This is a genomic window from Spiroplasma endosymbiont of Polydrusus cervinus (assembly GCF_964019755.1).
Lineage (GTDB): Bacteria > Bacillota_I > Bacilli_A > Mycoplasmatales > Mycoplasmataceae > Spiroplasma.
Genome location: NZ_OZ026469.1, coordinates 83,731 through 110,012 on the forward strand (window position 1 = coordinate 83,731; position 26,282 = coordinate 110,012).

Below are 26,282 nucleotides of genomic sequence, written 5' to 3' on the forward strand. Positions count from 1 at the left end.
TTTAAAAATGTTGCTGTTTTGACAAATATTAAAAGGTGTGTTTAAGCAAAAAGCACAACTAACTATTTTCATAATATTGGCTGCGCTTTTAACATTGTTAACAACTTCTTCGTGAATTATTAATGCACGTTTAATTGATGCATATTCATTCATGGGGCAAGGAACTTTTGCTTATGATTATTTATTGAGGTTTGATAGTAAAAAGAAAAAAGGACAGAATGTTGAAACAATTACACCGTGATATGCTTTTAGTAATACTTATCATTTAATTACTGATACTGATGGTGGACAATGAACATTACCTTATGTTCATTTGGGCCAAGATGGGGCTTTAAAAGCCTTGGACAAGAATATTGAAATGGCATTTACTTTTGATTCAACAACAAAAGAAGTTACTAATATTGTTTTTACTGACCCTGATAAGGAGGCCCTAAATTTTTTAAATAATGGATTGTATTGTTTTAACTTTCAAAGTAAAGCGTTTCAAACATCTGTAATAGGGCAATTGTATGATCAAAATGGATTACTTTTTGCACAAAATAATTTAAGTTTAATTGAAAAATTTATGGATAATTTTACTCGTAGTGATATTTCACAAAATACTGTTAATTTAATTATTGCATATTTGAATAAGAAATACTCTGGGGAAGCAGATAAGGCAAAATTAAAAGAGGTCGTGATTGATTTTGTTAATAATGGGGTAACAAAATGGAAAAAAGATGTTGATTTGCGGGGAGAAATTAATGAAATTCCGACAAAAAATGATATTCAGGATCGCTTATTTAATGAAAAATTAAATGGGGATTTAAGTTTTTTAACCAAAGACACATCACAATCTTTAACAAAAATTAATTTTTATTATTCACCAACTGTTAATAATAATCTTGAAGTTGGTTATAATAATAATCTTGAAAATGCCGTTTTTAGTATTAATGATTTTTATAATCAAAATAATAAAAATAGTAATTTTAAGAATCACCCATATGGGCCTTATCAATTTATAGAAACTTACTATGGTTTAGTTGCAAAAGCTACAAATTTTTCATATGAATTACGTGAGCAATTTGCGTATTGAGACTTAACATCAAATTTAAAATATAAAATTATTAATTCCCAACAGTTGTTACAAAATAATAAGTTAAAGTTTATTAAAAAATATGCTTCATTTGATCCAAGTGATCCAATTAATTCGGTTTATGTTACTATTACGCCTCAATTTGCGCGTAGCCAAAAATTAAAATTAGGAGATCAACTAACAATTGGTGAAAATTCTAATTTCTTTGTGGGTGCGATTGGTGGAGATCCAGCTAATATTTATCCGACAATTTATGATACTGATGTTTTCCCAGACCCAAAAAAAGATGGGATTATTTATGTTTCAGAAAGTATTTATCGTGGTGAATCAATTGTTGCAAATGCAGAAATTGAAGAAAATTCAACATTATATATTACTCATTTTGGAACACCCGAAAATAAGAATGCCAATATGGAGCAGTTTAAAAAATATTTAGCTGGTGATTTTTGAAGTTTAAATAACCCAAGTGATAAAAATGCTTCCTTGCAAAATCGTGATGAAACAAAATTAGTTTATTTGCGTTATTCTTTATTAGGAACAATAATTAAGTTTTATCGTACCATTACAATTATCTTATGTGTTCTGTTCATAATTATTTTAGTCTTTACATTAGTAATTTTAATTAAAAAAATTATTAATCAACAAAAAATTGAGAATGGGATTTTAAAAGCAAATGGTTATAGTGGATTAACAATTTCTAGTTCTTATTTAGCCCATGCTCTTGTGGTAACTGGTATTGGTGTCCCGATTGGATGGATTATTGGGATTATTTTACAATTACCTATTATGAGTGTATTTAATAGTTACTTTGTTATTCCGGTTAACTTTTCATTTTCAATTATTCCATTTGCAATTTGTTTAGGAATTATTGGTCTTGTAAGTAGTTTGTCAATTTTAACAACTGCAACTCGCCAGTTAATAATCAGTCCGTTAGACTTATTGAATCCAAATAAAAATATTAAAATTTCAAAATTAATTTATTCAATTAGTAATCTTTTCCATTTTAAAAAATTTACAACAAAATTCAAGTTTATTATGATGGCTGTTTCAATTAAAAAAATTGGCTGATTTTTCTTAACATTTTTTATTGCTAGTTTATCCTTAACATTAGCAACGTTAATTCCCACTGCTATTAATAAGTTTAGTAAAGATTATTATGCTAATTTAAATTATAATAATGAATACGAATATACTAATGTTATTGGTAATATGCCATTTACACGTTATGAAATGTATGATTGAAATGGACCAGGGGCTTCAAATAATGCCGCGTATCCATTAACTAAAAATTCATTAGTCAGTGATTATTTATATAATAATAACAAGTGATTATCAACAAGGACTGATATTAATGATAAAAATGCTAATTTATATGTGCAACAATTAAATAATATGATTATTTTTAATTTTATGGTTGGCAAAGGGGCAAGTTTATCAATTGGAACACTCTATGTTATGTATCTTCGTTATGGTGAAAATATTGATATTCGAAATCAAATTGATACTTTATTATGTTTAACAATGCCCCGCGCTTTTAGAAAAAAACTAGTTCATCCAACTGACCGGAATATTATTGACTGTTGAACTTATTGTGCTCAATATGCAACAAGTGATGTTATGCCAAATAAGATTCGTTCAATGTGGTTAAAAAGTGAGGCAGCTAAATTGCAGTTTAATTTTACCTTTGGGACTTCAACCTATAATGCTAAAGATGAAGATGTTTATACTGGATATATAACAAATATTGCTGGGACAAGTTTCATTCTTTCAATATATGGGATTAATGCAAATAATAAAACGATTATTTTCCCAAATAAAAATATTAAAAAAATATTAGACGATACTAAAAACTTAGATATTGCAACAGATATCATTCCTATTGTCGTTAATAAAGCGGCAGAAAGTAAATATAATTTATCATTGAATAAAATAATTACTGGTACAACTAATGTTAAACAATTACAATATTGTGATGATGCAGCTCATTGTGTTGTGCCGCAAGCAAATTGATCATATGAGTTACCAAATGGTTTTGTTGATGATAATATTAATCCATTTACCCTTGATTTAACAAAATTAGCGGTTGTTAATAAGCTTCGGGCTGGTTTTGAAAGCAAAACAGGAACAATTCAAGACTATTACAATATTAAGAATTTTATTTTAAAATTACCAGTTAATGCTTTTAAAACAAGTGAATTTCAAAATGAAACAATTTCAATGACAACGGGGAATCGTTTGCCGGGATTATTAGATGTTAATAGTCCACTTGTTAATCAAAAAGTAATTACAAAAGAAGGAGACTATTATATTATTCATCCATTTGATAATAAATTTGATAAGGAAATTAATGAAATTAGTGATTTAAAAACGGGGTTCCCGACTAATTGATATCGCGAAGCTTTACGACAAGGATTATTAAAAATTGGGAAAATTACTAAAAATTTTAATTACCAGGTTATTGGAATTCAAAATTCTTATGATGTGCCAAAAGCATATGTAAACCAAGTTTTAGCGAATAAAATTCTTGGTTTTAATACAGACAATGGTCCATTATACAATAATGAAAATGATAATCCATTGTTGTGATTTAATGGTAAATTTAGTAAATATCCCGATCAAGTTGATCAAACAAAACGTTTTAATCTTTCTTCACCAGATGGGTCATATTCAATGAATGATTTTATGAATGGTCAGTTAAGCGATGGGATTGGAACAACAGATTATTTAATTATCAAATCTCAAGTTATTGCCAAATTTGCTTGAATTTCAAGTATCTTATCAATCATCTTTGTTGTTATTACTATTATAACTGCTGTTATTATTGTATATATTATGACAGAATCGTTTGTTAATTCATTCTTGAAATTTATGGCGGTAATGAAAGCGTTAGGATATTCAAATCATGAAATTAATAATTTAACATTAGGAATATTTACGCCATTTGCTGCGCTAGCATGGATATTAGGTGTTGGAATTATGTGGTTAATATTGTGATTAGGAGTTTATGGCTTTATTGCAATTGCTAAAGTAATTATTCCGTTTGGATTCCCATGAATTACAATTCCGATTACGTTCTTTTTAATGATAGCAATTTATTTAGTAACTTATTGCATTTCAACGTATAAAATTAATCATATGAGTATTCAAGAGCAAATTAATGCAAATGAAATATAAATTTAAGGTTCTGAATTGTAAATTGTAAATACCAAATCATAAAAAGTTAACTATTAATTTAGTTAACTTTTTATGATTTGGTATTTACAATTTACAATGAAAAACAATAGAAAAACATTTTAAAATAAGAGTTTATTTTTGTGATCCTGGTAAACTTCGCCAGAAAGCATTAGTAGAAAGAATAAATAGAGATATAAGGCGTTGATTGGGTCAAAATAAGCCATTAATTAATATTCGTAGTAGATTAAAATCTATTTTAGATATATTAAATACCACAATTAGACCTTGCTTGGAAAATTTTACATCAAGATAATATTTTAAAAAAATTTTTTTAAATTAAATTAGTGTTTGTTAAGATTAGTAAAATTTATTTTTTGTTGTGTTTAATTTTATAATTTTAAAAATAAATATTAAAAACAATATTTTTAATTTAATATTTTTTGTAATTATTGTTTTTTATTTTTAATTTGTTATAATTTTATTAGCTTTTTATGATTTAGTTTTACAGTATACAAAGAGTTAAACCAGGAAAGTAATGAAAAATAATTACTTGCTGATGATGGTGCTTCGGAAGTAATTTATTTTGATGAAAATTTAATGACCGAAGAATTAGAGATGAAGAAGTTATTTTACCATCGCTTAATGAAACAGAGCTAATTCAATACCAAGAAAAGAGCGTTTCAGATGAAAGCAAAAATGTTCCGGCTGCTGCTGAAAAAGAACCTAGGCCAAAAGTAGAATTAACCGCAATGAACAAGCATGAAAAGACGGAGGAAGCAAGACCGAAGGAACATGCGGAACATTTAAAATCACATGTTGCCACTCATTCACATACAACCAGCACACGTTAAAAAAGATAGTGGTGAAGAAGACAAAGAGAAGGAACATAGTGAACATTCAAAAACGCATGCAACAGTTCATTCGTATGTAGCATCCCATATTAAAAAAGATATTAACGAAGATATCAAATCAAGTGAACATTCTGTTTTATCACATCATAAAACAAAAGAGAGTTCACAAAGTTTAGAAGCTGACCAAGTTAAATTAAATCAACAAGCAATTATTTGGGCAAAAGAAATTATGGAAAGTAAACGAAATATTGCGCATGGTTTTATTGATATTGAAGTTGATATTAGTGAATTAGTTATTTTATTATTAATTATGTGTGAAGCATATTCACAAAATGAAATTGTATTAACATTGTTAATTTTTTATGTTAAAGCGGTTTACGATGGATTAAAAAAATTTCCTATTCTAAATGCATCTTTTATTAGTAAAGATCATGCCCTTTTATTGAAATTATTTTATAATATTGTTTTTAATGTGGATAGTGCTACTACTGTGAAAATGCCATTTTTATATGATTTGAAAAATTATTCCATTAAAGAAATTGCTTCAAAATTAACAAAATTAATAAAGAAAACTATTAATAATGAATTAGAAGAAACAGACTATCGCGATGCCTCATTTTCAATTATAAATTATGGTGAATATGGGATAATACGGGGAACATTTATCATTCCAGAGGATAATGTTGCTGGAATTGCCATGGGAATTATTTTTAAAAAACCAGTTGTTGTTGAAAAGAATGATATTGCAATTCGCAATATTATGGTTATTATACTAGGCTACAATGAAGCTGTAATTGGATATTACAGAAGCAAGTAAATTTGTCCATTATGTAGCGTATTTACTATCAAATCCAGGGTTATTATTATAAAACAAAAAAAGTAATGTTTTTTATTACGTATTTTTTTATTTTTAGGAGGGGAAAAATGAATATTAAAGATTTAACGAAAGAAGTTAATAATGTGGAATTAAATGTGATTGCTGATAAAGTAACACAAGGAACAGCTTCCAATGGAAGCACTTATTTATCAATAACATTAAAAGATCGCACAGGGATAATTGAAGCAAGATTATGAGATGCCCGCCCAAGTGACCTTGAATGTTGAGCGAAAGGTAATTGTTATAAAGTAAATATTAATATTATTGAATATCGCAAAGTTTTACAAGCAAAAATTAATAGTTATGATGTCATTGATAATGAAAGTATTAATTTGGATGATTTTATTGAAGTGGCACCACTTTCACTGGATAAAATGTATAAAGAAATTATGAAAACCGTAAAAAAAATGAAAACACCAGAATACCGTGAAATTATGACCTTAATTTTAGCCAAATATGGGGAACAATTTAAAATTTGACCAGCGGCAATTCGTAATCATCATGAAATAAAATCGGGTTTAATCTGACATAGTTTAACAATGCTACAAATGGCAAAAAATGTTGTCGATGTTTATCAAGATCGTTTAATTGATGCCGAATTATTATATTGTGGCGTTATTTTACATGATCTGGGTAAAGTTATTGAAATTACAAGTGGGGCAACAAATGATTTTTCGTTTGAAGGGAAATTGCTTGGTCATATTTCAATTATGGCCAATGAATTAAACCATCTTGCCCAAAGTAATAAATTAAATTCAGAAAAGATTGTTTTGTTAGAACATATGATTTTAGCTAGTCATGGACGGTTAGAATATGGTTCCCCAGTTGAACCACACATATTGGAAGCTGAAATTTTATCATTTTTAGATAATTTAGATGCGCGAATTTACCGAATTGATAAAGAATTATCAAAAACGTTACTTAATGAACAAACACAACGGCTATTATCAGTTGAAGGACGCTGATTCTTAAAACATTTTGAAAAATAATGTAGTATACCACACACATTTTGGAGATTGCAAGAAAAAATTGTATACTGTAAAACTAAATAATAAAAAGTTAATAGAATTATAACAAATTAAAAATAAAAAACAATAATCACAAAAAATATTAAATAAAAAATATTGTTTTTAATTTAATATTTTTTGTGATTATTGTTTTTTATTGGTCGCATGGAAAAAGAAGGGTTTTGAAAAAAAACTTAGAAATTGAATAAGAATAAATAAATCATTTACTAAAATGGTTTATTTATTTATAAAACCATAATTATATATTAATTTAATTGAAACAGAGAAAAGACAGCATCTTATTTATAAAATAAAAAACTTTATAGCAACTTTTTGATGTCCTCTTTAAGTTGTTTCAACATTTATTAAATATCTTAGAAATCTTTACAAAAAATGTACCTGTTTTTTTTCCTAATTTAACGTGTTGTCTTTTCTCTGCTCCATTTATATTAATTTCTATTGGCACACTTAATTATTTATTAAAAAATTAATATTTAATATATGATCTTTGAAAACTTAATAGTATTTTTCGGTATGCCAATTTTTACTATTTTGCATATTTTAAATGTGTCAAAATTTATTTTTATTATATATTTAATATATTTATTTAAAAGACAGATAGATAGAGAGATAAAAAATAAAATATTAATATTTATCTCACACTCTCTCATAAATAATTAGTTAATAACAAAATTAATATATTTTTTAATAAATAAATTATAGTAAAAGTAAGTAAAAAAGTATTAATAATATATTTATCTTAATCTCTATCATAAACAAATAATATAAATATATTAAATTAAATATTTTTGATAAACATATCTTAAAATTATATAAAAAATAATGCTAAAAAATATTTAATAATTTTAGATTAATAAAATACAAAAAATAGGATGATAATTTAATGAAAGAATTTAAAACTAATTTGGGTAAATTAACAAATACTAATGCTTTATCTTTTATCAAAATATTAGAAAATGATAGCGTTGATTTGATATTAACTGATCCACCTTATTTATATGATTTACCAACAAGAAAAAAAGAACAAATAAATTCCAGCGAAATATCAAAAAGTATAAATAAATATACTAACGCTATCTATGATAATAATTTACATAATTCATTTGATATAAATACTTATTTAGATAAATTTTATCGAATTTCAAAAAATAAATTTATGTTAATTTAAATGAATAGAAGACAAATTAAAGATTACTTAGATTGAGTTTATAAAAATAATATGAATTTTGATTTTTATTTTTGAGAAAAAATAAATCCAATGCCAATTAATAATTTTGTTTTTCAAGATAAAGAATATTGTATGATTATTTATTCTAAAAAAGATCCAATACCAAACTATATAAAAAACTATGAAAATAAAAAAATAATATTTAAAAACCCAATAGGTTCATCTTATAAAAAAACAGAACACCCAACAGAAAAACCATTAAATATATTTGGCGATTTGATTAAAAAACACAGCAAAGAAAATGACTTAATTTTAGATCCTTTTATGGGAAGTGGTACAACCACATATGCTTGTGAACAATTAAAGAGAAAATGACTAGGTTGTGAAATAAATAATAATTATTTTGCAATTATAGAAAAAAAATTAAATAAAATAGAACTTAAATTAAATTTTTAAAAAATGAATAACTTTAGACTGCACCCAAAAAAGTAAGTAAAGAAAAAAAGTCTTTGCTAAACTTTAGACTGCACCCAAAAAAGTAAGTAAAGAAAAAAAGTCTTTGCTAAACTTTAAAGGAGGTGCATTTTTATATGGCAAGAAAAGGACAAAAATTTAATAAATATACAGCATATTTTCGAAAAATGATAGTACAAGAGGTTAAAAATAATAGTATAAGTTTTATTGCAAAAAAATATCAAATTAATAAAAAAACTGTTGCTTCATGGTATGAAAATTTTAAGAAAGGAATTTTAAACACCAATAAAGGTTCAAAAGAATCATTTGAAAAAAGAGATTTAAACTATTACAAAGTTAGGTATGAATTACTAAAAAAGCTTCATGACTTTTACAATTAAATAAAAGAAAAATTGTATCTTTTATCAAAGAAAACATTAATAAATATCCACTAAATTTATTACTTGATATAACAGATTTAAAGCGTAGTTATTGAGATAAATATAAAAATTATTCAAGTAATGGTAAGGATAGCGAATCATTAAAAAATATTGTAAAAGTCTATGAAGAAAATTTAAAACAATTTGGTTATCGTCGAATTACCAAATATTTAAAAGAAGATTATGGCATTGTTTATAATGCTAAGAAAGTATTGCGAATTATGAAAGAAAATAATATTCAAGCTGAATATGTAAAGCGTATGCGTAGAAAAATATTAATAAAACAAAATAGAAATAAAAATATAATTAAATATCCTGATTTAGTAAATCGTAATTTTAATGATATTAAAGAAAGATTTTCAATTTTATTTACTGATGTAACTTATTTAATTTGAAATGGTAAAAAACATTATCAATCAACAATACTTGATGGATATACTAAAGAAATTATTGATGTAAAATGATCAAAATTTAATAATAACAAACTTGTAATTGATAATTTAAATGATGCAATTAATAAAATTAAAAAAATAAAAAAAGATTTAAATAAAATAATAATTCATTCAGATCACGGATATCAATATACATCTAAAGATTACAATAGTAAATGTTTAGATAACAAAATTATAATTTCAATGGGTAAAAATTATCATTGTGCAGACAACATTATTATTGAAAGTTTTCATTCATTACTTAAAAAAGGAACAATCCATAATAAAAATTATAAATCTCATAATGAATATATTAATGATGTTAAAAAATGAAATAAATGATATTCAAACCAAAAAGAAAAATATATAATAAATGAAAGTTTGTAAACCTTTTTATTAATACTTACTAAACAGGGTGCAGTCTACTTTAGAGGAGGTGCATTTTTATATGGCAAGAAAAGGACAAAAATTTAATAAATATACAGCATATTTTCAAAAAATGATAGTACAAGAGGTTAAAAATAATACTATAAGTTTTATTGCAAAAAAATATCAAATTAATAAAAAAACTGTTGCTTCATGGTATGAAAATTTTAAGAAAGGAATTTTAAACACCAATAAAGGTCCAAAAGAATCATTTGAAAAAAGAGATTTAAACTATTACAAAGTTAGGTATGAATTACTAAAAAAGCTTCATGACTTTTACAATTAAATAAAAGAAAAATTGTATCTTTTATCAAAGAAAACATTAATAAATATCCACTAAATTTATTACTTGATATAACAGATTTAAAGCGTAGTTATTGAGATAAATATAAAAATTATTCAAGTAATGGTAAGGATAGCGAATCATTAAAAAATATTGTAAAAGTCTAATTTATTTTAAATGCTTTTTTAACATATTTTTTTATAAAAAATATCACTATTTGTACCAAAAAAAATATCATCATTTTTATCAATAGCAATATATTTATATGTTAATTTCGCATATTTATTAAAATTAAGAAATTTTTTTGCTTTGGTTTCATTGCTTTTAAATACATATATATTATTGTCTGTTCCAAAATAAACATTATCTTTGCTATCAAAAACAATTGATAAAATCTTATCATTTATATCATTAATTTTATCGTCTATACCATTAATTTTGGTTACGGTGTCCGACCCAATGGGCAACTTATATACACTGTTGCGTGTACAAAAATAAACATTATCTTTACTATTAATTGAAATTAAATAGACCGCATCATTTATACCATTAATTTTGGTTGCGGTTTTTCCATCGTGTTTTAATACATATACACCATTATCTTCTGTTCCAAAATAAACATTATCTTTACTATCGATAATAGGCTTAATATTTTTTTTAATTGTATGTGAATCTTTTATTCCTTCAATTTTTACTGGCGTTGTTTCGCCTTGTTTTAATACATATATTTTTTTATTTCCAATAAAATAAACATTATTTTTACTGTCAGTTATAATATCAAATACATCTTCATCTATGCCAAAAATTTTATTAATAGATTTATTATTAAATTCTAAAAAATCATTTGTTGATATATTTTCATTGTCTTGCCTTTTAACTCTTTTTAATTTTTCTAAATTATTTGTTTTATTATTTTTTTATATGGGCTAGCAGCAATTACAGTTGGCATTGCAGTTCCGATAATTGTTAATAAACTTAATAAACTTAAAAGTTTTTTCATTTTGTATAATTTCCCTTCTTAAATCTCTAAACTTTCTTCATGATCTATTGACATTATATATATATATACAAGCACTTTTAGAACTATTTTAGGAAGGCAGGAAATTGAAATAACTATTATCGCGGAATTATGATTGTAATAACAAGTATGGGGGACGCGGTGATTTTTTGGCGTATTGTTTTTTTTGCTTTAATTTTGTCGAAAACTCTTGATATTTTAATAAAACCCTGATTTTATTGAGTTTTTGATAAAATGTATTTCTTGCAAATCTCTATATTTTATAAGGTTTTTTGACTTTATCAAGAGTTTTCGACAAAATTAAAGTTTTTTTGTGTGTTTTTGTTGTATTTTCATATAAAATAATTCCCTGATATGGCGTTTAAAATGCTTAATAAATGGCAGATTATTTTAATTATTTATTTGACATTTATTTTAAATGACGATATCATCATGTAGTAAAACTGCATCACATGTCTCAAAAGGAAAAGACTAACAATAACGGTTGCTTAGTTATATGTTCGTTCGTTGTATATGTTTAAATTATATATATTGAAATGTGGGAAACTATTTCTCATTAAATATAGCGAAAAATAAACAAAGCAGAAATTCTTAGTTTATTCCTTGGGTTTGATAAACCTAATAGTTATATTTAATTACCAAAAAAATGAGTGTAGCATTAATTATTGAAAAGATAATTAAAAAATAGTTTCTGTCTGTGTCAAAGTCTATATAAAGCAAGATTAAAAAATGGAGCCCTATTCGTTAAATGGGAATTAAAAAGTTTTTTGAAACTGGTTGGCATAAGTGGGTATCACTATATATACAAAAATTATTGCTAGATTAAGTAAAGTGATATAACAGAAAAAAAGCATATATAATTTGCATAGACGGCGATAATCACGGTAGTCTGGTTTAATAAAAATTAATATAATAATATTTAATTATCGCCACCTCCTTTCTATTACAAGATTAATAATAATCTTGTTTTTTTATTAAAACTAAATTTGACAAATATCTAAAATAGAGTTAGTGTGTGAGCAATATTAATTTATAAATAAAAAGGAAAAGAGGGCAAAATAAATGATAAATTTTGATAAAAATTATATTAAAAACTCTATTAATTTTTTAGATAAACAAAGTAATGAGATTATTCAACAAAATTTAGAATATTATGATGAATTAATTTTAAAAAATTATAAAACTCACGAAAGTTTAAAAGAATTTAAAGAATATAAAGTAAAAGAATTCAAAACAAGAACATTAACTATTTTAAAAGGAAAAATAACTTTTAAAAGAAGAAAATATTATAAAATTAATCCAGAAACAGGCAAAGAAGAATATATTTTCCCTTTGGATAAGCTTTTAGGAATTGAAAAATGACAAAGAATAGATAATACTGTTAAAGAAAAAATATTATCATTTATTGGCAATAAAAAAACATATCAAGATATTTTAGATACTATGGAACATGTAAAAATTTGTATAAAAACAATTTCAAATATTATGAAAAATGCAAAAACTGATAAAGAATATTATATTAATAAAACTGCTAAAAAAATAAAGGTACCTCATACTTTATATATTCAAATTGATAGAACTTATTTAAAAATGTGAAATGAAAATAAAAAATTAAAAGAAAAAATAAAAAAACATAGTATATTTTCAACTGTTCATACTGGATTTGATAAAGCAAAATCAACTAAAAAAAGACCTGTAATTGCAAATGAATAGAGATTATAGAACTAGATAATATCCCAGAATATATTAAAAAAAATAGTAAATTAACTAATTTTGTTAGTAAATTACTTACATTAATTACAAGTTATTATGATATTAATGACAATATTGAATTTATGGTATTGGGTGATGGAGCAACATGAATTAAAAATATTTCAAAATTTATTCAAGAATATTTCCCTAAAAATAAAGTACATTACACGATAGATAAATTTCATCTTGCAAGTAGATTTAAAAAATTATATCCTTATCAAAGTAAAAACAAGCAAAATAAAGAAACATATCATAAAGCAGTTGATTATTTTTTTAATGCTAAATATGAAGAATTATTAGAATGTTTAGAAAACAGCGCTTCTTTTATAAAAGAATCAAAAATGAAATTCTTAAAAGAGACAATTAGATTAATTAAAAATAATGAAGAAGGTGTCAGAAATCAAACATTATGAAATAATATTGGTTGTCATATTGAGGGTGATATATCACATTACTGTAAAGGTGTTTCGGTTAAAAAAGCAACTTATAATGAAAAAAATCTTAAAAATAAATTAAATACTAGTATGATGAATTTTAAAAATAAAATTAATTTATTTAATACTAATGAACCATTAGAAGAAAATAGAATTAATTATTCAGTTAATAATTTTGTAAATAATAGTTTACAATCAAACTTATATTTTTATTAATTTTATCTAATAAATTAAATAACTTTAATAAACATGTATTTTTGTCGTGGAAAAATTTAAAAAAATAGAAAAATATATTGATAATAAAATTAAAAGTAATATAATCTAAGTAAGTAAGTGGTATATTATTCCACAATTTCTAAGGTATTAATTAAAACCCTTAAATAATACATACAACCTTTTTGTTTTTCTTTTTTTTATTTTTAAAAAAATAGCATTTCTTTTTTTAAATTAAAATAACCTAATTTAATATATTTATACATTGTTTTAAAACATACATCAAATTTTACATTATATTGTAATTCATACGAAGTAATAATATTTTGTGGCGAACGACCAAAATTATTATATTCATTAGAAAAGTGACTTAATTCTTGTGAATTTAACATTGAATATTTACGACATTGTTTTTTATTTTTATCATGTATTTTTTGTGCTTTTGCAGCATTATAATCATTAATATTATCAAACATATTTAACTCTTGCCAAATAGTTCTATAAGCTCTATTTATTTGCTTAGCAATTTTTTCAAATATTAATTGTTTCATTTTTCTTTTTAAATAATTCATTATCTTTTAATTTTTCCAAATTTACTCTTTCATTAAAATCTAATCTTTCATATTTTTTCATACTTTACCTCCTAAAATATTTAAAATGTTATAATTTATGTGCAATAATTATAACATTTTAAATATTTTAGGAGCAATCGGATTAAAAGCAACAAGTACAACATCATTAATTAGTTGCGAAAAACCAAATAATAGTGAAAACGGGGGGGTAATAAACCAGAACCCAAACCACAACAACCACCAGTTGGAAGTAATTGAAAGTTAATTGAAAATTGTAAATTACGCGGGATAATTTATTCTTTACTTTTTAATTTCAATATCATTTGCAATCTTATTGACAGTATTAATAACAATATCTTTACCATACTTTTTTACTAACGACCACAAAATTAAATATTGCTTTATTTGCATAATTTCAACAGCCTATAATTAACTTAAAAAAGTTAACTAAATGAATAGTTAACTTTTTATGATTTGGTATTTACAATTCAATTATATAATTCTAATTAGAATTAATATTTCTTATCATTTGCAAGTTTCTTGGTTTAAAAATGTTATTTAAAGTTATTTTTTTAAAATTATGTATAATTAATAAGAATAAATAAGTAACTTTTTAAATAGAAAGGGTTTTAATTTTAATATGGATAAAAAATTAATTCGTAATTTTTCAATTATTGCCCATATTGATCATGGGAAGTCAACGTTAGCAGACCGGATTTTAGAGTTAACAGGAACAGTTGAAAAACGTGAAATGCAAGAACAATTATTAGATTCAATGGACTTAGAACGTGAGCGCGGGATTACGATTAAATTAAATTCAGTCCAGTTAAAATATCATGTGCAAGATCAGCAAGAGTATATTTTTCATTTAATTGATACTCCTGGGCATGTTGATTTTACTTATGAAGTGGCGCGTAGTTTAGCAGCTTGTGAGGGAGCCATTTTAGTTGTTGATGCGGCACAAGGAATTGAAGCGCAAACATTAGCTAATGTTTATTTAGCAATTGATAATAATTTAACAATTATTCCGGTTATTAATAAAATTGATTTACCATCAGCTGATCCAGAACGAGTTAAGGAAGAGATTGAAAATTTAATTGGGATTCCAACAACAAATGCTCCTTTAATTAGTGCCAAGACGGGTTTAAATATTGAACAAGTCCTAGAGACAATTGTGAAAGAAATTCCGGCGCCATTAGATGCTGATGATAATAATCCGTTACAAGCTTTAATTTTTGATTCACATTATGATAAATATCGTGGAGTAATGGTTTCAATTCGTGTTAAGCAAGGAACTGCTCACGTTGGTGAAAAAATTAAATTAATGAATACAGGGGCTATTTATGAAGTCACAGAATTAGGCGTTAGAACGCCGAAAGAAGTAAAAAAAGACCAGTTGGTAGCCGGCGAAGTTGGTTGATTAACAGCAAGCATTAAAATGGTTCGCGATGTTCAGGTGGGAGATACGATTACAAGTGTTGCAAAACCAGCACAGCATCCATTACCAGGTTATAAAAAAATGAATCCAATGGTTTTTTGTGGTTTATACCCAATTGATTCAGCTAAGTATAATGACTTAAAAGAAGCGTTAGAAAAAATTCAATTATCCGCTGCGGCCCTTGTTTATGAACCCGAAACATCACAAGCCTTAGGTTTTGGTTTTCGCTGTGGTTTTTTAGGCTTATTACACATGGATGTAATTCAAGAACGATTAGAACGGGAATATAACTTAGAATTAATTGCAACAGCTCCCTCGGTAATTTACCATGTTTATTTAACAAATAAAGAAATGATTAGTATTGATAATCCAAGTAAATTACCCGCCGTGCAAAAAATTGACCGGATTGAAGAACCTTTTGTTAAAGCAACAATTATGACCCCTGAACAATATATCGGCGCTTTAATGGACTTATGTCAAAATAAGCGGGGAACATATGTTAACTTAGAATATATTGATGATACCCGTCGAATTTTAACTTATGAAATGCCATTAAATGAAATTGTCTTTGATTTTTTTGATCGGTTAAAATCAATTAGTAAAGGTTATGCATCATTAGATTATGATTTTATTGGTTATCGTCCAAATAAATTAGTTAAAATGGATATTTTATTAAACAATGAAATTATTGATGCTTTATCAATTATTGTTCACCGTGATTTTGTTTACGGACGTGGGAAAGCACTGTGTGCTAAATTAAAAAAAATTATTCCACGCCAAAATTTTGAAGTCCCAATTCAAGCATCAATTAATCATAAGGTGATTGCCCGGGAAGATATTAAAACAATGCGAAAAAATGTTTTAGCAAAATGTTATGGTGGAGATATTACCCGGAAAAAGAAATTATTAGAAAAACAAAAAGAAGGAAAAAAACGGATGAAAGCAATTGGGTCAGTTGAAGTGCCACAAGAAGCTTTTATGGCAGTATTAAAGTTAGATGATTAATTTCTATATATTAGCAATTTTTTATGATTTGGTATTTACAATTTACAAATGAATATAATAATTTTGGTCGTTCGCCACAAAATATTATTACTTCGTATGAATTACAATATAATGTAAAATTTGGTGTATGTTTTAAAACAATGTATAAGTATATTAAATTAGGTTATTTTAATTTAAAAAAAGAAATGTTATTTTTTAAAAATAAAAAAAGAAAAACAAAAAATGGGGAACAAAATGATAATTATGGAAAATTACTTAATATTAGAGATTATAAGAAATTTTTAAATGATTATGGAAATGATTTAAGTTTTAGTGGAATTTGAGAAATGGATACTCTTGATTGTGGTAATTTTTATTTGTTAGTTTTAGTAAATCGTAAATCAAAAATACTTTTTTATCATATTTTATTTAGTAAAAAGGCAAGTATTGTATTAACAATTTTAATGAAAATGATTAAACAAATTGGTATTAATAAATTTAGTTGTATTTTAACCGATAGAGGAAAATAATTTTATAGATGAAAAACAATAGAAAAACACTTTAAAATAAGAGTTTATTTTTGTGATCCTGGTAAACCTCGTCAGAAAGCATTAGTAGAAAGAATAAATAGAGATATAAGGCGTTGATTGGGTCAAAATGAGCCATTAATTAATATTCGTAGTAGATTAAAATAGACTGCACCCCGTTTAGTAAGTATTAATAAAAAGGTTTACAAACTTTCATTTATTATATATTTTTCTTTTTGGTTTGAATATCATTTATTTCATTTTTTAACATCATTAATATATTCATTATGAGATTTATAATTTTTATTATGGATTGTTCCTTTTTTAAGTAATGAATGAAAACTTTCAATAATAATGTTGTCTGCACAATGATAATTTTTACCCATTGAAATTATAATTTTGTTATCTAAACATTTACTATTGTAATCTTTAGATGTATATTGATATCCGTGATCTGAATGAATTATTGTTTTATTTAAATATTTTTTTATTTTTTTAATTTTATTAATTGCATCATTTAAATTATCAATTACAAGTTTGTTATTATTAAATTTTGATCATTTTACATCAATAATTTATTTAGTATATCCATCAAGTATTGTTGATTGATAATGTTTTTTACCATTTCAAATTAAATAAGTTACATCAGTAAATAAAATTGAAAATCTTTCTTTAATATCATTAAAATTACGATTTACTAAATCAGGATATTTAATTATATTTTTATTTCTATTTTGTTTTATTAATATTTTTCTACGCATACGCTTTACATATTCAGCTTGAATATTATTTTCTTTCATAATTCGCAATACTTTCTTAGCATTATAAACAATGCCATAATCTTCTTTTAAATATTTGGTAATTCGACGATAACCAAATTGTTTTAAATTTTCTTCATAGACTTTTACAATATTTTTTAATGATTCGCTATCCTTACCATTATTTGAATAATTTTTATATTTATCTCAATAACTACGCTTTAAATCTGTTATATCAAGTAATAAATTTAGTGGATATTTATTAATGTTTTCTTTGATAAAAGATACAATTTTTCTTTTATTTAATTGTAAAAGTCATGAAGCTTTTTTAGTAATTCATACCTAACTTTGTAATAGTTTAAATCTCTTTTTTCAAATGATTCTTTTGGACCTTTATTGGTGTTTAAAATTCCTTTCTTAAAATTTTCATACCATGAAGCAACAGTTTTTTTATTAATTTGATATTTTTTTGCAATAAAACTTATACTATTATTTTTAACCTCTTGTACTATCATTTTTTGAAAATATGCTGTATATTTATTAAATTTTTGTCATTTTCTTGCCATATAAAAATGCACCTCCTCTAAAGTTTAGCAAAGACTTTTTTTCTTTACTTACTTTTTTGGGTGCAGTCTAAAAACTATTTTAGATATATTAAATACCATAATTAGACCTTGCTTGGAAAATTTTACATCAAGACAATATTTTAAAAAAATTTTTTTAAATTAAATTAGTGTTTGTTAAGATTAGTAAAATTTATTTTTTGTTGTGTTTAATTTTATAATTTTAAAAATAAATATTAAAAACAATATTTTTAATTTAATATTTTTTGTGATTATTGTTTTTTATTTTTAATTTGTTATAATTTTATTAACTTTTTATGATTTGGTATTTACAATTTACATCTCCTCTTCATAAACTTTCTTACATATTATACATTTATATAATATAATATGTAAGTAATATTAACATATCTAGCAAAGATAGTTTTAGAAAAGAGGACATAAAATGAATTGAGCTAATCGCATTACATTAATTCGGATTTTTTTAATCCCAGTTATTATTGTTTTAATGGTAATTGTTCCTTTTGAAAATAGTTCATTGTATAATGGCTGAGATCAACGCTTACTAATTGAAGGAAAAAATGTGACTTATTCATTGCCAATTAGTTATTTAATTGCTGGAATTTTATTTATTATTGCTAGTTTAACTGACTTATTAGACGGTTATATTGCTCGTCGATATCATCAAGTTACAACCTTTGGGAAATTTTTTGATTCAATTGCCGATAAATTATTAACAAATGCTGTTTTAATTATATTTGCATGTGCTAACATTATTCCAATTTGAATGATTGTAATTTTAATTGCCCGAGACTTTGTAATTGATGTTGTTCGCCAAATTTTAGCAATCAAAAAAGTAGTAATGGCTGCTAATCAATTAGGGCGCATTCGCGCAGCAATGGAAATGTTTGGAATGACAATTTTATTTTTTGTTGGCTGTCGTATGTTTAATGGTCATTCTTTACCAACAGGAGGACAATGAGATAAATTTGGATGAGTAAACCAAATTATTATGATTCCAATGTATTTAACAACAGTATTATCATTAGCGGCGGCTGGTAATTATATTTTCTTAAATCGAAAAACATTATTTGATATGACCGTTATTAAAAAACCAACATTAGAAAGTGTACAAGAAACCAATGGCACAGAAAAAGGAAAATAAATTAGAATGAGCTGTTGTTACGGGGGCTAGTAAAGGATTAGGCTATTGCTATTGCGAAGAATTATTAAAACTTGGTTATAATGTTATTGCAGTTGCTCGTAACACGATCCCGGTTGCTACTTTACAAAAAAAATATCCATCCCAATCAATTAAAATGATTAATTATGATTTAAGTATTTTAGCAAATTGTCAAAAACTATTTAATGAGGTACAAACAGATAATGTAACAATTTTAATTAATAATGCTGGATATGGGGTTTGAGGTTACTTTAATGAATCTAGTTTAGAACAAGAAATGAATATGATTGATTTAAATATTAAAGCATTACAAATTTTAACAAAACTTTTTGTGCAACGATTTATTGAACAAAACCAAGGTCGTGTTTTAAACATTGGCAGTTTAGCGGCGTTTACCCCTGCCCCAGTCTTTGCTAGTTATTATGCTTCAAAAGCTTATGTTTGAAGTTTAGGCGTGGCAATTAATACTGAGTTAAAGAAAACAAAGTCACCAGTACGGGTTATTACCTTATGCCCTGGACCTTTAAAAACTGATTTTTGAAATCGAAGTAGCAATCAACACAATGCCAAATATTATTCAACTGTCAAAGTAATGAAAACATCTACTTATGCTCGCAAAAGCCTGGTAAAAAGTTTAAAAGTCAAACGAAAAAATTATATTATAACGGGGAGTATTAATAAGATTGTTAAGAAATTAACAAAATGGAGTCCTCAAAGTTGAGTGTTAACATCAGTCTATAATTATCAAAAAAAACGAAAATAGAAACAACATTGTTGTTTCTATTTTTATATTAGGCATCGTACAGGACGCCTAATATAAAAAAATCTAGATTTTATTTAGACTGCACCCAAAAAAGTAAGTAAAGAAAAAAGTCTTTGCTAAAACTAGACTGCACCCTGTTTAGTAAGTATTAATAAAAAGGTTTACAAACTTTCATTTATTATATATTTTTCTTTTTGGTTTGAATATCATTTATTTCATTTTTTAACATCATTAATATATTCATTATGAGATTTATAATTTTTATTATGGATTGTTCCTTTTTTAAGTAATGAATGAAAACTTTCAATAATAATGTTGTCTGCACAATGATAATTTTTACCCATTGAAATTATAATTTTGTTATCTAAACATTTACTATTGTAATCTTTAGATGTATATTGATATCCGTGATCTGAATGAATTATTGTTTTATTTAAATCTTTTTTTATTTTTTTAATTTTATTAATTGCATCATTTAAATTATCAATTACAAGTTTGTTATTATTAAATTTTGATCATTTTACATCAATAATTTCTTTAGTATATCCATCAAGTATTGTTGATTGATAATGTTTTTTACCATTTCAAATTAAATAAGTTACATCAGTAAATAAAATTGAAAATCTTTCTTTAATATCATTAAAATTACGATTTACTAAATCAGGATATTTAATTATATTTTTATTTCTATTTTGTTTTATTAATATTTTTCTACGCATACGCTTTACATATTCAGCTTGAATATTATTTTCTTTCATAATTCGCAATACTTTCTTAGCATTATAAACAATGCCATAATCTTTTTTTAAATATTTGGTAATTCGACGATAACCAAATTGTTTTAAATTTTCTTCATAGACTTTTACAATATTTTTAATGATTCGCTATCTTTACCATTACTTGAATAATTTTTATATTTATCTCAATAACTATGCTTTAAATCTGTTATATCAAGTAATAAATTTAGTGGATATTTATTAATGTTTTCTTTGATAAAAGATACAATTTTTCTTTTATTTAATTGTAAAAGTCATGAAGCTTTTTTAGTAATTCATACCTAACTTTGTAATAGTTTAAATCTCTTTTTTCAAATGATTCTTTTGGACCTTTATTGGTGTTTAAAATTCCTTTCTTAAAATTTTCATACCATGAAGCAACAGTTTTTTTATTAATTTGATATTTTTTTGCAATAAAACTTATACTATTATTTTTAACCTCGTGTACTATCATTTTTCGAAAATATGCTGTATATTTATTAAATTTTTGTCCTTTTCTTGCCATATAAAAATGCACCTCATTTAAAGTTTAGCAAAGACTTTTTTTCTTTACTTACTATTTTGGGTGCAGTCTATTTTTTTTCATAAGATACTTTTAAACTTTTTGAACGAAACATTGAAACTCTTAAATTATTATATCTTTTATCTAATTCTTTATCAGTTAAGATTTCTTTTTCTTCCGCATGTATCATTTCATCTGTTCATGCAGAGATAATACCACTACCTTTACCAACTTCCCCCATAATTTTATTACCATTAGCATAACCAGCAAAAGCAACACGAGTACCACTAGGAAAAACAATTTCGCCACCTTCTTTAACATTTTTAGGTCAAACAACGCCATTTTCATTGTCAGACCCTATATCAATCCCATATTTATCATATAGATAGTTACATACATTAATTGTATCCCCAAATGTAGTATCTTCGTGAGTGTTGGCATATCTTCGTAAAATATTAGATGAAGCATCGGTAAAATTACAAGCAAAAAATAATTTTTCTGCTAAGTAATTTCATGTCTTATTAGTGCCGCGCCCCGCTGAGATAAACTTAAAAAAACTTGGCGAAGTAAAATATCGGGCATAACTATCACCAACAAAATCTTTAAATACTTCTCAATCAAAACCAAAATTATAGTCACTAAAATTTAAATCATATTTTTTATTTAAATGTTCATAACTAGTAATTCGTTTTTTATTATTAATTTTACTAAATTCTTACATATTTATTGACCTCTTTATTTTATATATAATACATTATAAGAAAAAATGAAAGGAATTTATATAAAAATGAGAAAATTTAAACATTTAATATTTGATGAGCGAGATTTATTTAAGGATTTATTATTATCTGATACTTGTAAAAAGAAAAATGGCACAATTAATTTATCTGAAATATCACGACAAACGGGTCGTGGAGTTAATGCTGTTAAAAGAGAAATTAAGCGATTTAAAAATATACAAGATTATAATCCATATCAAGCACAAAAAGATTATAAACAAAAACGTAAAAAATGCATTAAAAAACTACCTAAATTTACAAAAGAGCAGTTAGATTTTATTAAAATAAGATTTAATAAATACCACGATATACCCGAACAATTAATTTATCGTTATTTCTTGGAGTTTGGTGTTAAATTTCCTGCTTGTGTTAAAACATTGTATAAATGAATTCGCTTAGGTGAATTTGGATTAAAAAAAGAAAATTTACCCCATCGTGGTAAAAAATATAAAACAAAAGGAAAACCTGATAATCGTGGTAAATTAACTAACTTTAAATCAATTTGAGATATTGAAAATAAAGTTTCTAATGTTAGATGATTTGAAATGGATACTGTTGTAGGAAAAGACCATCAATCTAGTAATTTAGTTTTAGTAGAACAATCAAGTAAAAATTATTTTGTAATGAAATTAAAAAATAATACTGCTAATGAAGTTTTAGAAAAATTTAAATATATTGTTAAAAATAATAATTTAATTGGGAAAATGAAAGGAATAATAACTGATAGAGGAAAAGAATTTAGTAAATGAAAACAAATGGAAATATTTGCTGAAACACAAGTTTATTTTTGTGACCCCGGTAAACCACAACAAAAACCATTAATTGATCATATGAACGGTGAATTTAGATATTGACTTTCTAAGGGAATTGATTTTAATAATATTAGTCAAAAAATGATAGATTGAGTAGTTAATGTTATAAATGATAAACTCCGACCATGTTTAAATTGACTAAGTGCAAAGACAATGTTTTTACAAAATTTTAAATAAATTTATTAGTTAAAATTTAATAAATTATTTTTAGTGTGCTTAAATATGAATAAAATAAGATAAAATTACAAAAATTTAATTTTTTCTGAAAAAGTTGTTGCAATTTATTAAAAATATTTTATTATTAACTTAACAAGATATAAATTTGCCGTTTATATCTACACAGCGCCATTTTTAAAAATAAATATTAAAAAAATATTTTTAATTTAATATTTTTTGTAATTATTGTTTTTTATTTTTAATTTGTTATAATTATATTAACTTTTTATGATTTAGTTTTACAGTATACAAAGGATTAAAAATCCTACTTGCATCTTTACTTTACAACTTGAAAAAGCCGTTACTTTGTAACGGCTTTTTCAGTATAAGCTTCAATAAGATCTTGCTCTTTTAAATCATTATAGTTTTTAATTGTTAAACCACATTCAGCACCATTCTTAGCTTCCTTAATGTCATTTTTAATATGTTTTAAGGATGCTAATTCCCCATTATAAACAATAACGCCATCACGTAACACACGCACACGTGATTTATGGGGAATAAGACCATCCGTGACATGACAACCAGCAATTGTTCCAATATCGGAATGACGGAAGATTTGACGGACTTCTGCTTGGCCTAGAACTTCTTCGACCATTTCCGGATCTAACATTCCTTCTGCGGCGGCAATAATTTCCTCAGTTAGTTTATAAATAATCGTATGTAAGCGAATTGCGACTCCCTCATCTTCGGCTTTTTTACGAACATGGGCCGTTGGTCGCACATTGAAACCAACAATAAAGGCCTGACTAGCTAGTCCCAATGTAACATCACTTTCCGATATTCCGCCAACAGTTGCTCGTAAAATATTAATTTTTACGCCCGAAATATTAATTTTTAGTAACCTTGACCTCGCTGCTTCAACTGTTCCTTGGGTATCCGCTTTTAAAATGATATTAATTTGTTTTAATTGGCCATCTTTAATTTGAGCTGATAAACTCTCTAATGAGAAATTTTGATTTTTATAACGTTTATTCATCGTATCAATTTTTTTTCGTTTTAAAGCTATTTCCCGGGCTAGTTTTTCATCCCGAAAGACCATAAAGCGGTCTCCGGCATTAGGGATTTCATTTAAACCATGAATCATAACTGGTGTTGAAGGTCCCGCCAATTTAATTTTTTTACCCCTTTCATCAAATAAATCACGAACAAAACCAAAAGTATACCCAACAACTACGGCATCTTTAATATTTAATGTTCCTGATTGAACCAATAATGTTGCCACTGGTCCTAAACCACGATTCAAGTGTGATTCAAGGACGGTTCCTAACGCAAAACGATTTGGATTTGTTTTTAATTCCATTAAATCAGCCATTAATAAAATGGTATCTAACAATTCATCAATTCCTTGTTTTTGTTTGGCACTTCCTTTCACATAAGTCGTTGTCCCTCCTCATTCTTCAGGTGTTAATTCTTCTTGCGATAATTGCATTAAAATATTATCTAAATTTGTCCCTGGTTTATCCATTTTATTAACAAAAACAATAATTGGTACATCCGCGGCTTTGGCGTGGTCAATTGCTTCTTTTGTTTGCAACATCACCCCATCATCAGCCGCTACCACTAAGACAACAATATCCGTTACCTCACTCCCACGGGCACGCATTTGGGTAAAAGCTTCATGCCCAGGAGTATCAACAAAGGTAATCTTTTCCCCATTTTTCGTTTTTATTTGATACGCCCCAATATGTTGGGTAATCCCGCCATGTTCAGTGCTAACAACATTAGTATTTCGAATTGTATCTAGTAAGGTTGTTTTCCCATGGTCAACATGCCCCATAATTGTTACAATTGGTGGACGTTTTTCTAACGACGCGGGATCATCATTAACTTCAAAACTCTCAATTAAGTTTTCATGCGTTACTGATTTTTCTCGTTTAAAATCTAACCCAAATTCCAAACATAACTCCCCTAATTGTTCTTCGATTAAAAAAGTATTTTGATTTAATATCATTCCTTTACTAAAGAAATATTTAATAATATCAGTAACAGGTTTTTTAATTTTTTGGGAAAATTCAGCAATTGTTAATGCTTCATCATACACAAAAACCCCTTCTGTAACATGGGCTTCAACCGTTTTTAATTGTGATTGAATCCGATTGCGTTGATTTTTCGCTAATGATTTTTTATTCTGTTTGTTCTTTTGGCTACTCATCTGTCCCTCCTCCTTTTTGATTTTTAAGAATTATTTAATAATGTTAACAACCTTTGGACAAGATGTTGATCCTTAATCCCTATTGTTTTAACATTATCCATTCCTAAAGCTTGTTGAGTTAAATTGAAATCAAGGCACCTAAAATAAAGAATATGATAATAAAAACATTTTTGTTCATATTTTTTAGCTTGCGTTGGGCCAACATCAATACTAATTAATACTAAATAAACGGTTTTTTGTTGAATCGCTTGTAATAACCTAACTCCCGTAATGAGGTTACCGCCTCTTTTTGCTAAACCAAGATAACTATATCCTTGTTGTGGTAACATTGTTAATCTCAACCTTCACTAATTTCACGATATAACATTTCGTAAAATTGATTAGTTAATTTTGTTTTTAATGCCCGCTCTAAAACATTACTTTTTTTTGCTTTTTCATAAATCTCTAATGTTGGTCGTAAATAAGCACCACGACCATTGGCCTTTCCGTTTGGGTCAATAATAATTTCCCCGTTTGATGTCTTAACAATTCGTACCAATTCTTTTTTTGGTAACATTTGTTGTGAAATAACACATTTTCGTAAGGAAATTTTTTTGTGGTTTGCCATCTTGCTCCCTCCTCATTAATTATT

The 26,282-nt window shown here is 25.4% G+C and carries 26 protein-coding genes and 6 pseudogenes; 18 read left to right on the top strand and 14 right to left on the bottom strand.

Features of this window, described 5'->3' with window-relative positions; genetic code table 4:
- Positions 1-7 precede the first annotated feature (7 nt).
- The 10 genes and pseudogenes from AACK78_RS00460 (at position 8) to AACK78_RS00495 (ending at position 10,209) form a co-directional block, all read left to right on the top strand.
- Positions 8-4,249, top strand: coding sequence for an ABC transporter permease (locus AACK78_RS00460; protein WP_338955547.1), 4,242 nt, complete (start codon positions 8-10; stop codon positions 4,247-4,249).
- A 94-nt stretch (positions 4,250-4,343) separates the two neighbouring features.
- Positions 4,344-4,562, top strand: a pseudogene (locus AACK78_RS07145) (IS30 family transposase); the annotation flags it as partial.
- 500 nt (positions 4,563-5,062) lie between these two features.
- On the top strand, positions 5,063-5,917 hold the full coding sequence (locus AACK78_RS00465) for a 2-oxo acid dehydrogenase subunit E2 (RefSeq protein ID WP_338955549.1): 855 nt from the start codon (positions 5,063-5,065) through the stop codon (positions 5,915-5,917).
- Positions 5,918-6,024: 107 nt separating this feature from the next.
- Positions 6,025-6,966 (top strand): 3'-5' exoribonuclease YhaM family protein, encoded by a 942-nt coding sequence (locus AACK78_RS00470; protein WP_338955550.1) that lies wholly within the window; start codon positions 6,025-6,027, stop codon positions 6,964-6,966.
- A gap of 922 nt (positions 6,967-7,888) precedes the next feature.
- Positions 7,889-8,173: a hypothetical protein gene (locus tag AACK78_RS00475; protein ID WP_338955551.1), complete on the top strand. Its 285-nt coding sequence runs from the start codon at positions 7,889-7,891 to the stop codon at positions 8,171-8,173.
- Between the two features lie 90 nt (positions 8,174-8,263).
- Positions 8,264-8,629, top strand: a complete 366-nt coding sequence (locus AACK78_RS00480) for a site-specific DNA-methyltransferase (RefSeq protein WP_338955553.1) — start codon at positions 8,264-8,266, stop codon at positions 8,627-8,629.
- Between the two features lie 134 nt (positions 8,630-8,763).
- Positions 8,764-9,027 carry a transposase family protein gene (locus AACK78_RS00485; protein ID WP_338954596.1) on the top strand — a complete coding sequence of 88 codons (264 nt, stop codon included), beginning with the start codon at positions 8,764-8,766 and terminating at the stop codon, positions 9,025-9,027.
- A gap of 173 nt (positions 9,028-9,200) precedes the next feature.
- Positions 9,201-9,266, top strand: a pseudogene (locus AACK78_RS07150) (hypothetical protein); the annotation flags it as partial.
- Positions 9,267-9,287: 21 nt separating this feature from the next.
- Positions 9,288-9,884: a DDE-type integrase/transposase/recombinase gene (locus tag AACK78_RS00490; RefSeq protein ID WP_338954388.1), complete on the top strand. Its 597-nt coding sequence runs from the start codon at positions 9,288-9,290 to the stop codon at positions 9,882-9,884.
- Positions 9,885-9,945: 61 nt separating this feature from the next.
- A complete protein-coding gene (locus AACK78_RS00495; RefSeq protein WP_338955555.1) occupies positions 9,946-10,209 on the top strand; it encodes a transposase family protein in 264 nt (87 codons plus the stop codon).
- 182 nt (positions 10,210-10,391) lie between these two features.
- Here AACK78_RS00495 and AACK78_RS00500 read toward each other — a convergent pair whose 3' ends face one another.
- Positions 10,392-10,673, bottom strand: a complete 282-nt coding sequence (locus AACK78_RS00500) for a hypothetical protein (protein WP_338955558.1) — start codon at positions 10,671-10,673, stop codon at positions 10,392-10,394.
- Positions 10,674-11,098: 425 nt separating this feature from the next.
- Positions 11,099-11,206, bottom strand: a complete 108-nt coding sequence (locus AACK78_RS00505) for a lipoprotein (RefSeq protein ID WP_338955560.1) — start codon at positions 11,204-11,206, stop codon at positions 11,099-11,101.
- A gap of 1,080 nt (positions 11,207-12,286) precedes the next feature.
- Here AACK78_RS00505 and AACK78_RS00510 point away from each other — a divergent pair.
- Positions 12,287-12,937, top strand: a complete 651-nt coding sequence (locus tag AACK78_RS00510) for a UPF0236 family transposase-like protein (RefSeq protein WP_338955562.1) — start codon at positions 12,287-12,289, stop codon at positions 12,935-12,937.
- A gap of 122 nt (positions 12,938-13,059) precedes the next feature.
- The gene (locus AACK78_RS00515) at positions 13,060-13,626 is read left to right on the top strand and encodes a UPF0236 family transposase-like protein (RefSeq protein WP_338955564.1); all 567 of its coding nucleotides are present in this window, start codon (positions 13,060-13,062) and stop codon (positions 13,624-13,626) included.
- Between the two features lie 181 nt (positions 13,627-13,807).
- Here AACK78_RS00515 and AACK78_RS00520 read toward each other — a convergent pair.
- Positions 13,808-14,256: pseudogene (locus tag AACK78_RS00520) on the bottom strand (IS30 family transposase); the annotation flags it as partial.
- Positions 14,257-14,292: 36 nt separating this feature from the next.
- Here AACK78_RS00520 and AACK78_RS00525 point away from each other — a divergent pair.
- From AACK78_RS00525 to AACK78_RS00535, 3 genes and pseudogenes are all read left to right on the top strand, one after another.
- Positions 14,293-14,460, top strand: a complete 168-nt coding sequence (locus AACK78_RS00525; protein ID WP_338955568.1) for a lipoprotein — start codon at positions 14,293-14,295, stop codon at positions 14,458-14,460.
- A gap of 375 nt (positions 14,461-14,835) precedes the next feature.
- The gene (gene lepA / locus AACK78_RS00530) at positions 14,836-16,638 is read left to right on the top strand and encodes a translation elongation factor 4 (protein ID WP_338955569.1); all 1,803 of its coding nucleotides are present in this window, start codon (positions 14,836-14,838) and stop codon (positions 16,636-16,638) included.
- Positions 16,639-16,679: 41 nt separating this feature from the next.
- Positions 16,680-17,309 (top strand): annotated as a pseudogene (locus AACK78_RS00535) (IS30 family transposase); the annotation flags it as partial.
- Positions 17,310-17,347: 38 nt separating this feature from the next.
- On the opposite strand, the gene AACK78_RS00540 reads toward AACK78_RS00535, so the two are convergent.
- From AACK78_RS00540 to AACK78_RS00550, 4 genes and pseudogenes are all read right to left on the bottom strand, one after another.
- Positions 17,348-17,530 carry a hypothetical protein gene (locus tag AACK78_RS00540; protein ID WP_338955504.1) on the bottom strand — a complete coding sequence of 61 codons (183 nt, stop codon included), beginning with the start codon at positions 17,528-17,530 and terminating at the stop codon, positions 17,348-17,350.
- A gap of 189 nt (positions 17,531-17,719) precedes the next feature.
- On the bottom strand, positions 17,720-17,944 hold the full coding sequence (locus AACK78_RS00545) for a hypothetical protein (RefSeq protein ID WP_338955571.1): 225 nt from the start codon (positions 17,942-17,944) through the stop codon (positions 17,720-17,722).
- A gap of 21 nt (positions 17,945-17,965) precedes the next feature.
- A pseudogene (locus AACK78_RS07155) lies at positions 17,966-18,238 on the bottom strand (hypothetical protein); the annotation flags it as partial.
- Positions 18,205-18,468, bottom strand: a complete 264-nt coding sequence (locus tag AACK78_RS00550) for a hypothetical protein (RefSeq protein ID WP_338955572.1) — start codon at positions 18,466-18,468, stop codon at positions 18,205-18,207. The pseudogene AACK78_RS07155 and the gene AACK78_RS00550, both read right to left, overlap by 34 nt.
- Before the next feature lie 442 nt (positions 18,469-18,910).
- On the opposite strand from AACK78_RS00550, the gene pgsA reads away from it, so the two are divergent.
- Together pgsA and AACK78_RS00560 are read left to right on the top strand one after the other, a co-directional pair.
- Positions 18,911-19,630 (top strand): CDP-diacylglycerol--glycerol-3-phosphate 3-phosphatidyltransferase, encoded by a 720-nt coding sequence (pgsA, locus tag AACK78_RS00555; protein ID WP_338955574.1) that lies wholly within the window; start codon positions 18,911-18,913, stop codon positions 19,628-19,630.
- Positions 19,608-20,411, top strand: coding sequence for an SDR family NAD(P)-dependent oxidoreductase (locus tag AACK78_RS00560; protein WP_338955576.1), 804 nt, complete (start codon positions 19,608-19,610; stop codon positions 20,409-20,411). Before pgsA ends, AACK78_RS00560 begins: the two co-directional genes overlap by 23 nt.
- Positions 20,412-20,572: 161 nt before the next feature.
- Here the strand turns inward: AACK78_RS00560 and AACK78_RS00565 are convergent, their stop codons facing one another.
- From AACK78_RS00565 to AACK78_RS00575, 4 genes and pseudogenes are all read right to left on the bottom strand, one after another.
- Positions 20,573-21,169 (bottom strand): DDE-type integrase/transposase/recombinase, encoded by a 597-nt coding sequence (locus tag AACK78_RS00565; protein ID WP_338954985.1) that lies wholly within the window; start codon positions 21,167-21,169, stop codon positions 20,573-20,575.
- A 21-nt stretch (positions 21,170-21,190) separates the two neighbouring features.
- Positions 21,191-21,292 (bottom strand): annotated as a pseudogene (locus tag AACK78_RS07160) (hypothetical protein); the annotation flags it as partial.
- Positions 21,293-21,428: 136 nt separating this feature from the next.
- On the bottom strand, positions 21,429-21,692 hold the full coding sequence (locus tag AACK78_RS00570; RefSeq protein ID WP_338954456.1) for a transposase family protein: 264 nt from the start codon (positions 21,690-21,692) through the stop codon (positions 21,429-21,431).
- Positions 21,693-21,759: 67 nt separating this feature from the next.
- Complete coding sequence (locus tag AACK78_RS00575; RefSeq protein WP_338955579.1) at positions 21,760-21,930, bottom strand: hypothetical protein; 171 nt, start codon at positions 21,928-21,930, stop codon at positions 21,760-21,762.
- A gap of 546 nt (positions 21,931-22,476) precedes the next feature.
- Here AACK78_RS00575 and AACK78_RS00580 point away from each other — a divergent pair.
- A complete protein-coding gene (locus tag AACK78_RS00580; protein WP_338955581.1) occupies positions 22,477-23,457 on the top strand; it encodes an IS30 family transposase in 981 nt (326 codons plus the stop codon).
- 340 nt (positions 23,458-23,797) lie between these two features.
- Here AACK78_RS00580 and infB read toward each other — a convergent pair whose 3' ends face one another.
- Genes infB through rnpM form a run of 3 tightly spaced genes read right to left on the bottom strand, consistent with a single transcriptional unit; the run spans position 23,798 to position 26,258 of the window.
- Positions 23,798-25,651: a translation initiation factor IF-2 gene (gene infB / locus AACK78_RS00585; protein WP_338955582.1), complete on the bottom strand. Its 1,854-nt coding sequence runs from the start codon at positions 25,649-25,651 to the stop codon at positions 23,798-23,800.
- A gap of 23 nt (positions 25,652-25,674) precedes the next feature.
- The gene (locus tag AACK78_RS00590) at positions 25,675-25,980 is read right to left on the bottom strand and encodes a 50S ribosomal protein L7ae-like protein (RefSeq protein WP_338955584.1); all 306 of its coding nucleotides are present in this window, start codon (positions 25,978-25,980) and stop codon (positions 25,675-25,677) included.
- Positions 25,981-25,982: 2 nt separating this feature from the next.
- Positions 25,983-26,258, bottom strand: coding sequence for an RNase P modulator RnpM (gene rnpM, locus AACK78_RS00595; RefSeq protein ID WP_338955585.1), 276 nt, complete (start codon positions 26,256-26,258; stop codon positions 25,983-25,985).
- Between the last annotated feature and the right edge of the window lie 24 nt (positions 26,259-26,282).